Source organism: Streptomyces sp. MBT53 (genome assembly GCF_016654115.1).
Taxonomy (GTDB): Bacteria; Actinomycetota; Actinomycetes; order Streptomycetales; family Streptomycetaceae; genus Streptomyces.
Genome location: NZ_JAEQAZ010000226.1, coordinates 1 through 12,320 on the forward strand (window position 1 = coordinate 1; position 12,320 = coordinate 12,320).

Below are 12,320 nucleotides of genomic sequence, written 5' to 3' on the forward strand. Positions count from 1 at the left end.
CGACGTCACACAGGCCCTAGCGGGCCAGCCGCAGCGCCAGTCCGTCGAGGACGACATCGAGGCCGTAGGCGAACTTGCTGTCGCGCAGGGCCACCGGGTCGGTGGGCGTGGCGGCCGACTCGGCGTAGGAACCGGCGAGATGGGCGTGCCCGGCCGCGGCCTGTCGCGCGGCCGGCATCAGCCGTGCGATGAACTCGGCCTCGCTCTCCCCGGACCGGGCGACCGTCGTCAGCCACGCGGCCTCCGTGGTGCTCATGCCGATCGTGTACGACAGGACGGCGTCGATCGCGCCGCTCGGCTCGGGGAACCCGGCGGTCGTGAACAGCGCGGCCAGCCGCTCCGAGAAGGACATCAGGTTGGGACCGAGATAGGCGAGCCCGGCCTGACCGAGGACCGAGGACAGCCAGGGGTGCCGTAGCGCGGTCGTACGGAAGGAGCCGGCGGCCTCGGTGGCGGCGGCGCGCCAGTCGGCGGTGTCCGCGGCCGGGACGTGGATCTCGGCGGCGACCTCGTCCACCGCGAGTTCCATCAGCTCGTCCTTGGTCGCGACATGCCGGTAGAGGGAGGTCGCGCCGGCGCCCAGGCGGGCGCCGAGCTTGCGCATGCTCAGCGCCTCGATGCCGTCGGTGTCCAGCATCGCGATCGCCTCGCGGACGATCGCGTCCCGGCTGAGCGCGGGCTGATCGGGAGCGCGGCGCTCACGGGCCCACACGGAGGGGATGGGGTTCGGCTCCGGCGTGCTCTTCGTCGTCGGCTTCGTCCTGGCGGCCATCTGGAGGGCTCCTTCGTGGGGGCCGTGCGTACGTCGTTCGCAACCAGCGTACAGAGTTCAGGGATTGCGCACACTGTTCCGCTGTGCGTACAGTGTTCGCATCGAAGGAACGGTGTACGCATGAAGGGAAGCCCCATGGAAACCCGAAACCCCCGGCGCTGGTGGATCCTCGTCGTGCTGTGCCTCAGCTCGCTGGTCCTGGTGGTCGACAGCATGGCGCTGACCGTGGCGGTGCCGTCGATGACCGAGAGCCTCGGGGCGAGCGCCCAGGACACCCAGTGGATCCTCGACTCCTACATCCTGGTGTTCGCCGGTCTCCTGCTGACCTCCGGAAGCCTCGGCGACCGCTTCGGCCGCCGGAAGGTGATGCTCATCGGACTCGTGCTCTTCGGGGCGGCCTCACTGGCGGCCACGTTCTGCACGAACCCCGGCGAGGTGATCGCCGTACGGGTGGCGATGGGCGTGGGCGGCGCGCTGATCATGCCGTCGACGCTCTCGATCCTCATCACGGTCTTCGACGCGGAGGAACGCGGCAAGGCGATGGCCGCCTGGGGCTCGGTGTCGATGCTCGCGCTGGTCGGCAGCCCGGTGCTCGGCGGCGTACTGATCGACCACTTCTCGTGGCACTCCATCTTCTTCCTCAACGTGCCGGTCGTGGCCCTCGCCCTCGTGGCCGGGGTGACGCTGATGCCCGAGTCGAAGGGCCCGTGGCAGAAGCCGGATCCGCTGGGCGCGGTGCTGTCGGCGGTCGGCATGACGGCGCTGATCTGGTGGATCATCGAGATCCCGCAGCACGGCGCGTTCGCGGGCCGCGGGCTCGGCACCCTGGTCGTGGCCGTCGTCGCACTCGCCGGATTCATCGTCTGGGAGAACGTCACGCCGACCCCGATGGTCCCCCTCGTCCTCTTCAAGCACCGTAATTTCAGCGGTGGTTCGCTCTCGCTGACGCTGGTCCAGATAGGCAACGGCGGTCTGCTGCTGGTGCTCACGCAGTATCTGCAGTTCGTGCTCGGCTATTCGCCGGTCAAGGCGGGCCTGGCCTTCGTCCCGCTGGCCGTCACCGCGCTCGCCGGCAACACGGCGGGTGCCAGGTTCACCGCCAAGTACGGCCACCGGTACCTGATCCTGGCGGGCATGCTGGTGATGGCCTCGTCCTTCGCCCTGCTCACCACGGTCACCGCCGACACCGGCTTCACCGTCCCGGCGGTGGCGCTCGGACTGCTCGGCCTGGGCGCGGGCCTCGCGATGCCGGCGGCGGTGGGCGCGCTGATGGGCACGATCCCCGAGGACAAGGCGGGCGTCGGCTCGGCCCTCAACGACACCATCCAGCAGGCCGGTACGGCCCTGGGCATCGCGATCCTCGGCTCCCTCCTGTCGAGTGGCTTCGCCGACCGGATGCCCTCCGGTACGTCAGAGGAGGCCGGGCACTCGATCGGCGGGGCGCTGGCCGCGGCGCACGGGGACGCGGGGCTGGTCCGCACGGCCCGGGAGGCGTTCGCCCACTCCATGTCGACGACCTTCACCGTCAGCGCGGTCGGCGTGGTCGCGGCGGCGGTGCTGGCGGCGGTGGTGATGCGGGACTCGGTGCCGGAAAGGCAAGAAGCGGCAAGTGAGCGGGAGTTGGCCGCCTGAACCACAACTCGCCCACACCACAAGGCCGTTGCCCGATGCGGGCAACGGCCTTGTCGTCACGCCTTTCTGTCGATCCGTCAGTCCCTCCGCCGCCTGGCGTGCCTCAACTCGCGGTCCACGGCCCAGGCGTCGGCGACCGGGCCGAGGTGGGTGAGCTTGTCGGGGTTGATCACCGCGCGGATGGTCTGGATCTGGCCGTCGAGCACATCGAGGGCCAGGGCGTGCAGCACCTTGCCGTCGCGGTCCCGGAAGACCGCGCCGGGCTGGCCGTTGACCTCGTGCGGCTCGAACGACACATCGATCCGGATCAGCCAGGGGAAGACCGTACCGAGCACCCGGGCCACGTTCTCCGCGCCCATGACGGCCTTGGCCAGCTGCGGAGCCTTTCCGCCGCCGTCCCCGACGAACTGCACGTCGGCGGCGAGCAGTTCACGCAGCCCGCCCACGTCACCGTCCTTCAGCGCGTCGAAGAACCGGGTGGCCAGCTCCTGCCGCTCCTGCCGGTCCGCGGCGAACCGGGGCCGCTTGTCCGCCATGTGCCGCCGTGCCCGCACCAGCAGTTGCCGGCACGCCGACTCCGAACGCCCCACCGTCGTGGCGATCTCGTCGAAGCCGAAGGCGAACACCTCCCGCAGCACGAACACCGCCCGTTCCAGCGGGCTGAGTTGCTCCAGCAGCAGGAGCGCCGCCATCGACACCGAGTCGGCGAGCTCCACCGACCGCGCCGGATCCTGGTACGGGTCGCTCAGCAGCGGCTCCGGGAACCAGGGCCCGACGTACTCCTCCCGCCGCACCCGCGCCGAACGCAGTACGTCGATGGAGATCCGCGTGACCGTGGCCGACAGGAACGACTTGGTCGAGGTGGGCCGGGTCGTCGAGCCGTCGTAGCGCAGCCAGGTCTCCTGCACCGCGTCCTCGGCCTCGCCCACACTGCCCAGGATCCGATAGGCGATCGAGAACAGCAGCGGTCGCAGTTCCTCGAACTCCTGGGCCTTCCGGTCGGTCTCGCTCACGCGGGGATCTCCTTGTCCTGGCCGGTGCGGGTGGGGCGCGGGTGGGTTCAGCCGAGGATGCCGGGCTTGTAGTCGCCCGCGCACGGCTGTCGGGTGATGATGTTCAGCCGGTTCACCGAGTTCATGAAGGAGACCAGGATGACCAGCGAGGTGAGCTGCTCGTCGTCGTAGTGCTTGGCCGCGTGCGCCCACACCTCGTCGCTCACCCCGCCGGCCGCGTCCGCGACCCGGGTCCCCTCCTCCGCCAGTGCCAGCGCGGCCCGTTCGGCCTCGGTGAAGACCGTGGCCTCGCGCCACGCCGCGACCAGGTTCAGCCGCACCGAGGTCTCGCCGGCCTCGGCGGCCTCCTTGGTGTGCATGTCGATGCAGACGGCGCAGCCGTTGATCTGGCTGACCCGCAGCGCCACCAACTCCTGTGTCAGGACGGGCAGTTCGGACTGCTTGAGCGACCTGCCGACCGCCATGAACTGCTTGGCGGCCTTGCCGGCGGTCGGGCTGGCGAAGAAGTTCAGTCGTGCGTCCATGGTGCCCTCCGTGGGCCGTCGTCGTCAGTGGCTACACCCACGAGACGAGACGGCCCGTTCCCCTGTGACATGGACGCATGTGACCCGGGTCTCACCCCACGTTGACCGCGCTCCAGGCGGCGGCCACCGCGTTGTACTCCGAACTCCCCACCCCGTAGAGGTCCTTGGCCGCGTTCAGCGTCGCCGTGCGGGCCCCGGCGTAGTTCGTCGAGGACGTCATGTAGACCGTCAGCGCCCGGTACCAGATCGCTCCCAGCTTGTCCCGGCCGATCCCGCCGACCGAAGAGCCGTTGCAGGTGGGGGAGTTGTAGTCGACCCCGTTGACCGTCTTCGCACCGCTGCCCTCCGCGAGGAGATACGCGAAGTGGTTCGCGACGCCCGACGAGTAGTGGACGTCCAGATTCCCGACCGTCGAACTCCAGCAGTCCGCGGAGTTCCCGTCCTTGGACGGCTTGTCCATGAACCGCAGCGCCGGCCGCCCGAAGCCGGACCGCACGATCTTCTCGCCGATGAGGTAATCCCCCTGGTCGGACGCGTTGTTGGCGTACCACTCCACCAGCGTGCCCATGATGTCGGAGGTCGCCTCGTTGAGCCCGCCGGACTCGCCCGAGTACGTCAGCGCCGCCGTCTTCGACGTCACCCCGTGCGTCATCTCGTGCCCGGCGACATCCAGCGCCACCAGCGGACCGAGCTGCGTCCCGTCACCGTCGCCGTACGTCATGCAGAAGCAACTGTCGTCCCAGAAGGCGTTGTTGTAGCTGTTGCCGTAGTGGACCCGGTTGTACGAGCCCTTGCCGTCGCCGGCGATGCCGTTCCGGCTGTGGACGTTCTTGTAGTAGTCCCAGGTCTCGTTCGTGCCGTACTGCGCGTCCACCGCCGCCGACGAACGGTCCGACGTCGCACCCGTGCCCCAGTGGTTGTCGGTGTCGGTGAACACGGTGGACGGCGCCCGGCTGATGCAGATGCCGAAGATGCACAGATCCGTCTTGTTCGCCGCGTCACCGGTGTAGGTCCCACCGCGCGAGGCGTCCTTGAGCTGGTACGTCGACCCCGACAGCGTCGTCTCCAGCGGCACCGTCCCGCTGTACAGCGACTGCCCGTCGCCGGTCGCCGTCTCCACGCTGTCCCAGGCGTCGATCCGGGCGCCGGTGCGGGCGTCGGTCAGCACCGTGCGGGCGACCGGGTTGCCGAGCGAGTCCTTGGCGACGACGTCGGTCCGCCAGGCGAGCCTCGGGGTGCCGTGGAGGGCGTCGACTATCAGCCGGGGCTTGGCGGTCACGCCCTTGAGCGCCTCGCCGGGATGCGCGGCCCGCAGCGCGTTGACGGCCAGGTCCGCCGCCTTCGGCGCGGCCACCTTCGGCGTGACGGTCGCCAGGGATATGGAGGCACGGGTCGCACGGTCGGCGCTCCGATAACTCCCGTTCGGAGCCAGATGGACCACGAAGTCACCGCCGAGCACCGGGAGTTGACGGTACGTCCGGTCGTAGCGGACGTGCTGGGTGCCGTCCGGGTCGACGATCACGTCCCGCACCGACGTGCCCTCCGAGGCGGTCAGCCCCAGACTCGTGGCATGGGCCAGCAGCGCGGACGCGGCGTTCGCGATCGCGGCGGACCGGGTCGGCCGGTCGGCGGCCTGGGCGGTGGGGGAGAGGGTGGCGGCCAGCAGGGCCGCGGCGCCGGCCGCGATACCGGCCGTGGCGAGACGGGAACCATGAACGTGCCGTGTCCGACTCATCGGTCTCCTCAAAAACGCAAGTGGGGGGCGTGGGGGCTGCGTTGATGTTGAATGAGATTTAAAGGGTCATGACATGTCATGTCCATAGCGCGTGCAAAGACTTCCGGGTTCCAGGAGGCCGAGTGACATCTCTCCCGTTCTTCGTCTACGGCACCCTCCGCCCCGGCGAGCCCAACCACGACCTCTTCCTGCGCGGCCACACGGAGTCGGAGGAGTCGGGACACCTGCACGGCGCCGTCCTCTACGAAGGCCCTGGCTACCCGTACGCCGTCGAGGAACCCGGCTCGGCGGTCGTCGGTGAACTCGTCACCGCGCGCCCCGAGTCCTACCCCCGACTCCTCCTCGCCCTCGACCGACTCGAGGACTACGCCCCCGGCGACCCGCGCAACCTCTACGAGCGCGTCGAACGCCCGGTGACCCGCGCCGCCGACGGCACGGCCGTACGTGCCTGGGTGTACCTCGCGGCCCCCGCCGTCACCGCCGCCCTGCGCACCCACGGCAAGCTGATCGAGGGCGGCGACTGGCGCCACCGCCACTGAAGGATTGTTGAACGATCCTCAGTTGCCGCCGGAGGCCAGCGCCCGCGCGACCCCCTTCTCCTTCGGCCCGAGGAACTGCGGATCGGGATGGACCGCCACGTCCAGCGCCGCCTTGGCCGCCGCGAACACCTCGCGGGTACCGCCGTAGTACCAGGTCGCGTTGTGCGCCTCGTCGACCCCGACGCCGTACGAGTCGACGCCCGCCGCCTCGCACAGCGCGACCGCCCGCCGGATGTGGAAGTTCTGGCTGATGAGCACGGCCTTGTCGACGCCGAAGATCTTCTTGGCGCGGACACAGGAGTCCCAGGTGTCGAAACCGGCGTAGTCGGTCACCACGCGCGCGCGGGGCACCCCGTGCTTCGCCAGGTAGACACGCATCGCGTCCGGCTCGTCGTAGTCCTTGCGGCTGTTGTCACCGGTCACCAGGACGACCTTCACCCGGCCCTCCCGGTACAGCGTGGCCGCCGCGTCCAGCCGGTGCGCGAGATACGGCGACGGCTCGCCGTCCCACAGCCCGGCCCCGAAGACCACGGCCACATCGGTGCGCGGCGCGTCCTGCAAGGTCCGCAGCCGGTCCGCCGTCGCCAGCCACAGCCAGGTCGCCGGAAGCAGCGCGAGGACACACCCGAGGGCCACCCCCTGCACGAGGTGCCGCCACCCGGCACGCGTGCGTGGCAGCCGAGGTCGGCGAAGTCTCAGGCGACGCACCAGACGCTTCAGACGTATCAACGGGGGCCCCTCACCGTTCGGTTTCGACAGTCACAGACGCGCTGTAAGGCGCTCCGGTTCGCCGCCGGCAGTGTGACCGGCTTCACTGTGAACCCCGAATCCGCAGGTCACCTCGCCTCACACACCCCCCGCACCCCACCGTGAACCCCCGGAAAACCCCCGTCATTCCGGTGCAACGGCACGGCAACGTCCTGCCGCCACCATCTCTCCATGACGGCGTCGCGTCATCCCCACGACGAGTCCACGACCCTCGACAGTACGGCGCATCTCATGAACCGGATCAGCAGTCAGCTCGCCAGCCAGCTCAGCCGCGTCTCCCTGAACGGCGACCGCCGGCCCGGCCCGCCCCCGCTCGTCCTGGTCGCCCACGGGAGCCGCGACCCGCGCGCGCTGAGCACCGTACGAGCCCTCGTGGAACGCGTCGGCGAACTGCGCCCCGGCCTCTCCGTCCACCTGGGCCACATCGAACTCAACGAGCCCCGCCTGACGGACACCCTCACCGCACTCGGCCCCACGGACGCCGTCCTCGTCCCCCTCCTCCTGGCCCGCGGCTACCACGTCAAGCGCGACATCCCGGAGATGGCGGCGGAAACACAGGCACGCGCGCGCGTGGCACCCCCTCTCGGCCCGCACCCCCTCCTCGTGGAGACCCTCTACGACCGCCTGGTGGAGGCGGGTTGGCGTACGAGGGGCGATGAGCAGTCCCGCCGGGGCAGCGCGGTGGTCCTGGCCGCGGCAGGCTCCCGCGACCCCGACTCCAAGCTGGACACCAACCACACGGCCCAACTCCTCGCCGACCGCCTGGGAGTCCCCGTGATCCCCGCGTACGCGTCGGCGGCGACGCCCACGGTCGCGGCGGCGATCCGCGCCCTCGCCGCGAGGGGCCGCCACAGGGTGGCGGTGGCGTCCTGCTTCACAGCCCCCGGCCGCTTCGCGACACAGTGCGCGGAGCAGGCTCCATGGATCGCATCAGCACCCCTGGGAGCCCACCCCGCGATGGCCCGCTTGGTCCTCCACCGCTACGACCAGGCGCTGGCGACGACGGAGGTTACGGCCCCGGAACTGGCGTCGGCTTAACACTTACGGGAGCTGTCTCTTTTAGGGGCGCGGGGAACTGCGCGCCCAGCCACAACGCACCCGCACTCGCAAACGAATCCGCACCCGGCAGACGCATAGGCGCCCCGCAACTCCCGAATTGTCACTACCGCCGCTTACTGTCGAAGCATGGAAGGCACCGCAGGTACGCGCACAACAGCACCGAATCCCTACGACCCGACATCAGTCGACCGCTGGGCGACAGAGCCCGACAAGCGCCCGGGCCGCACCGCTTTCCAACGCGACCGCGCCCGCGTACTGCACTCCGCCGCCCTACGCCGGCTCGCCGGCAAAACCCAGGTGGTCACACCGGGAACCCGAAGCCAGGCCTGGGACGCCAGCCCCCGCACCCGCCTCACCCACTCCCTGGAATGCGCCCAGGTGGGCCGAGAGCTGGGCGCGGCCCTCGGCTGCGACCCCGACCTCGTCGAGGCGGCCTGCCTCTCCCACGACATGGGCCATCCCCCCTTCGGTCACAACGGCGAACAGGCACTGAACGACTTCGCCGACGACTGCGGCGGCTTCGAGGGCAACGCCCAGTCCCTGAGACTCCTCACCCGCATCGAGCCGAAACGCTTCGTAAAGAGCGATACGACCGGCGAGTTGGTGAGCGTGGGCCTCAACCTCACCCGGGCCACCCTCGACGCCGCCACCAAGTACCCCTGGCCGCGAGGAGCGCACCCCACCACCCCCACGTCCCCCAAGTTCGGCGTCTACGAGGACGACAGACCCGTCTTCGACTGGGTCCGCAAGGGTGCCCCCGGCACCCGCACCTGCTTCGAGGCCCAGGTCATGGACTGGTCGGACGACGTGGCGTACTCCGTGCACGACGTCGAGGACGGCCTGCACGCGGGCCACATCGACCCCAACTGCCTGCACGCGGAACCGGAACGCCAGGAGATCTTCAAGGTGGCCGTCGGCCGCTACGTCCCCGCGGACACGGCCCCCGAAGAACTCGCCGAAGCGCTGGACCGGCTCCAGAACGAGCCGTGGTGGCCGCACGGCTACGACGGCTCGGCGGTCGCGCAGGCCCGCCTCAAGGACGCCACCAGCCAGCTCATCGGCCGCTTCTGCCTGGCCGCCGAGGCCGCCACGCGCGCGAGGTACGGCACCGGCCGCCTCACCCGCTACGACGCCGAACTCGTCGTACCGCACGAGGCACGGCTGGAGTGCGCGGTCCTCAAGGCGGTCGCCGACCGGTACGTGATGCAGCGCGCGGAGCAGGAGCGCATCCGCGCGGACGAGCGCATCGTGGTCGCCGAACTCGCCGAAGTGCTCACCACGCGCGCCCCCGACGGCCTGGAGCCGCAGTTCCGCGCCCAGTTCGACGAGGCGCCCGACGACCGCGCCCGCAAGCGGGTGATCGTCGATCAGATCGCGTCACTGACCGACGCGTCGGCGCGGTCTCTTCACGCGCATCTCACATCCCTGGGGCACAGTGACGCGAAACAAGCCCGAATGTGACCCTCCGTGGCCTGATCGGGCCACACCCCCTTCCCGCATCACCCTGCGTGCGGGACGCTCGCATATGGCGGCACCCTTACGAGGAGGCATCAAGTGGTCGACGCGGATCAGACATTCGTCATCGTCGGAGGAGGCCTGGCCGGCGCCAAGGCGGCCGAGGCGCTCCGAGCGGAGGGCTTCACCGGCCGCGTGATACTGATCTGCGACGAACGCGACCACCCGTACGAGCGTCCGCCACTGTCCAAGGGCTACCTCCTCGGTAAAGAGGAGCGCGACAGCGTCTTCGTCCACGAACCCGCCTGGTACGCGCGCAACGACATCGAGCTGCATCTCGGCCAGACCGTCGACGCCATCGACCGTACGGCGAAGACGGTCCGCTTCGGAGACGACGGCACCCTTGTCCACTACGACAAGTTGCTCATCGCCACCGGCTCCGAGCCCCGCCGCCTCGACATCCCGGGCACGGACCTCGCGGGCGTCCACCATCTGCGCCGCCTCTCGCACGCCGAGCGCCTCAAGGGCGTCCTCGCCTCCCTGGGCCGGGACAACGGCCATCTGGTGATCGCCGGCGGCGGCTGGATCGGCCTGGAGGTCGCGGCGGCGGCCCGTGAGTACGGCGCCGAGGTCACCGTCGTAGAACCGTCGCAGACGCCGTTGCACGGAGTCCTCGGCCCCGAACTCGGCCAGCTCTTCGCCGATCTGCACGCCGAGCACGGCGTCCGCTTCCACTTCGGCGCCAAACTCACCGAGATCGTCGGCCAGGACGGCATGGTCCTCGCGGCCCGCACCGACGACGGCGAGGAGCACCCCGCGCACGACGTCCTCGCGGCCATCGGCGCGGCCCCGCGCACCGCGCTCGCCGAGGCGGCGGGCCTGGAGCTGGCCGACCGCGCGCACGGCGGCGGCATCGCGGTCGACGAACGGCTGCGCACCTCCGACCCCGACATCTACGCGGCCGGTGACGTGGCCGCCTTCCACCACGCCCTGTTCGACACCAGGCTGCGCGTGGAGCACTGGGCGAACGCCCTCAACGGCGGCCCGGCGGCGGCCCGCGCGATGCTCGGCAAGGACGTCACCTACGACCGCGTGCCCTATTTCTTCTCCGACCAGTACGACTTGGGTATGGAGTACTCCGGCTGGGCGCCCCCGGGCTCCTACGACGAAGTGGTGATCCGGGGAGACGCGGGCAAGCGGGAGTTCATCGCCTTCTGGCTGAAGGAGGGACGCGTGCTGGCCGGGATGAATGTGAATGTGTGGGACGTCACAGAGCCCATCCAGCAGCTCATCCGCTCCCGGGCACAGGTGAACACCGAGGCCCTCGCGGACCCACACGTTCCGCTGGACAGCCTGGGGTCCTAGACGTCCTCGTCGTCACTGGTGTCAGTCCGGCCCCGTAGAATTCACGCGTGGCTGGACGGATCAACGACGAGGACGTGAAGGCGGTTCGGGACGCGGTCCCGATCGACGCCGTGGTGTCCGAGTACCTCCAGCTGCGGAACGCGGGCGGCGGCAACCTCAAGGGTCTCTGCCCGTTCCACGACGAGAAGTCGCCGTCCTTCCAGGTCAGCCCGAGCAAGGGTCTCTTCCACTGCTTCGGCTGCCAGGAGGGCGGCGACACCATCACGTTCGTGATGAAGGTCGACCACCTCACCTTCTCGGAGTCGGTCGAGCGCCTGGCCGCCCAGGCCGGCATCACGCTGCGGTACGAGGAGGGCGGGTACAACCCCGCCCACCAGCGCGGCGAGCGCATCCGCCTGGTCGAGGCCCACAAGGTGGCCGCCGACTTCTACGTGGAGCAGCTCGCCGTCAGCCCCGAGGCGGACACCGGCCGCAAGTTCCTCGCCGAGCGCGGCTTCGACCAGTCCGCCGCCGAGCACTTCTCCGTCGGCTACAGCCCCCAGGGCTGGGACCACCTCACCAAGTTCCTCCGCGGCAAGGGCTTCAGCGACAAGGAGATCCTCCTCTCCGGCCTCGCCCAGGAGGGCCGCCGCGGCCCCATCGACCGCTTCCGCGGCCGTCTGATGTGGCCCATCCGCGACATCGGCGGCGAGGTCGTCGGCTTCGGCGCCCGCAAGCTCTACGAGTCGGACAACGGCCCGAAGTACCTCAACACGCCCGACACCGCGATCTACAAGAAGTCCCAGGTCCTCTATGGCATCGACCTCGCCAAGAAGGACATCGCCAAGTCCTCCCGCGCGGTCGTCGTCGAGGGCTACACCGACGTCATGGCCTGCCACCTCGCCGGAGTCACCACCGCCATCGCGACCTGCGGCACGGCCTTCGGCGGCGACCACATCAAGATCCTCCGCAGGCTGCTGATGGACAACGGCTCGGCGCGCGTGATCTTCACCTTCGACGGCGACGCGGCCGGCCAGAAGGCGGCCCTGCGCGCCTTCGAGGACGACCAGAAGTTCGCCGCCGAGACCTACATCGCGATCGCCCCCGACAACATGGACCCCTGCGAACTCCGCCTCGCCAAGGGCGACGAGGCGGTCGCCGACCTGGTCCAACCCCGCACCCCGCTCTTCGAGTTCGCGCTCCGCCAGATCGTCGTCCGCTATGACCTCGACACCCCCGCCGGCCGAGCCTCCGCCCTGGACGAGGCCGCCCCGATCGTCGCCCGCATCAAGAACAGCGGCGCCCAGCACGAGGTCGCCGTCCAGCTCGCCGGCATGCTCGGCATCCTCGACACCCAGTTCGTGGTCAAGAGGGTTGCCCAGCTGGCCCGTTGGGCCCGCGACCGAGGCGGCAAGGGCCCGGCACCGACAGGGGGCGGCGACCGGCAGCGGTACGACACCGCCCCCCGCACCCCCACCG

11 protein-coding genes are annotated in these 12,320 nt (G+C 70.2%); 6 read left to right on the forward strand and 5 right to left on the reverse strand.

The features are described from left to right. Positions 1-16: 16 nt before the first annotated feature. Positions 17-772 carry a TetR/AcrR family transcriptional regulator gene (locus JHN45_RS44625; RefSeq protein WP_200715473.1) on the reverse strand — a complete coding sequence of 252 codons (756 nt, stop codon included), beginning with the start codon at positions 770-772 and terminating at the stop codon, positions 17-19. Between the two features lie 135 nt (positions 773-907). Here JHN45_RS44625 and JHN45_RS44630 point away from each other — a divergent pair, with 135 nt between their 5' ends. Beyond that, the gene (locus JHN45_RS44630; RefSeq protein WP_201055099.1) at positions 908-2,404 is read left to right on the forward strand and encodes an MFS transporter; all 1,497 of its coding nucleotides are present in this window, start codon (positions 908-910) and stop codon (positions 2,402-2,404) included. A 77-nt stretch (positions 2,405-2,481) separates the two neighbouring features. On the opposite strand, the gene JHN45_RS44635 is transcribed toward JHN45_RS44630, so the two are convergent. The 3 genes from JHN45_RS44635 to JHN45_RS44645 all read right to left on the reverse strand — a co-directional run bounded on the left by JHN45_RS44635 (position 2,482) and on the right by JHN45_RS44645 (position 5,676). Beyond that, positions 2,482-3,417, reverse strand: coding sequence for an RNA polymerase sigma-70 factor (locus JHN45_RS44635; protein ID WP_200715475.1), 936 nt, complete (start codon positions 3,415-3,417; stop codon positions 2,482-2,484). 47 nt (positions 3,418-3,464) lie between these two features. Continuing rightward, entirely contained in the window at positions 3,465-3,941 is a 477-nt protein-coding gene (locus tag JHN45_RS44640; protein ID WP_201055101.1) for a carboxymuconolactone decarboxylase family protein, read from the reverse strand. 91 nt (positions 3,942-4,032) lie between these two features. Next, the gene (locus JHN45_RS44645) at positions 4,033-5,676 is read right to left on the reverse strand and encodes a M4 family metallopeptidase (RefSeq protein ID WP_201055102.1); all 1,644 of its coding nucleotides are present in this window, start codon (positions 5,674-5,676) and stop codon (positions 4,033-4,035) included. 122 nt (positions 5,677-5,798) lie between these two features. Here JHN45_RS44645 and JHN45_RS44650 point away from each other — a divergent pair, with 122 nt between their 5' ends. Next, positions 5,799-6,215, forward strand: a complete 417-nt coding sequence (locus JHN45_RS44650) for a gamma-glutamylcyclotransferase family protein (RefSeq protein WP_307783372.1) — start codon at positions 5,799-5,801, stop codon at positions 6,213-6,215. 18 nt (positions 6,216-6,233) lie between these two features. Here the strand turns inward: JHN45_RS44650 and JHN45_RS44655 are convergent, their stop codons facing one another. Next, the gene (locus JHN45_RS44655; protein ID WP_201055109.1) at positions 6,234-6,923 is read right to left on the reverse strand and encodes a vancomycin high temperature exclusion protein; all 690 of its coding nucleotides are present in this window, start codon (positions 6,921-6,923) and stop codon (positions 6,234-6,236) included. A gap of 231 nt (positions 6,924-7,154) precedes the next feature. On the opposite strand from JHN45_RS44655, the gene JHN45_RS44660 reads away from it, so the two are divergent. The 4 genes from JHN45_RS44660 to dnaG all read left to right on the forward strand — a co-directional run. Beyond that, the gene (locus tag JHN45_RS44660) at positions 7,155-8,021 is read left to right on the forward strand and encodes a sirohydrochlorin chelatase (protein ID WP_201055111.1); all 867 of its coding nucleotides are present in this window, start codon (positions 7,155-7,157) and stop codon (positions 8,019-8,021) included. 147 nt (positions 8,022-8,168) lie between these two features. Next, complete coding sequence (locus JHN45_RS44665) at positions 8,169-9,503, forward strand: deoxyguanosinetriphosphate triphosphohydrolase (RefSeq protein ID WP_200717411.1); 1,335 nt, start codon at positions 8,169-8,171, stop codon at positions 9,501-9,503. Between the two features lie 93 nt (positions 9,504-9,596). Beyond that, a complete protein-coding gene (locus JHN45_RS44670) occupies positions 9,597-10,862 on the forward strand; it encodes an NAD(P)/FAD-dependent oxidoreductase (RefSeq protein WP_200717412.1) in 1,266 nt (421 codons plus the stop codon). Between the two features lie 47 nt (positions 10,863-10,909). Beyond that, the coding region (dnaG, locus tag JHN45_RS44675) for a DNA primase (protein WP_200717413.1) at positions 10,910-12,320 on the forward strand (1,411 nt) is incomplete at its 3' end.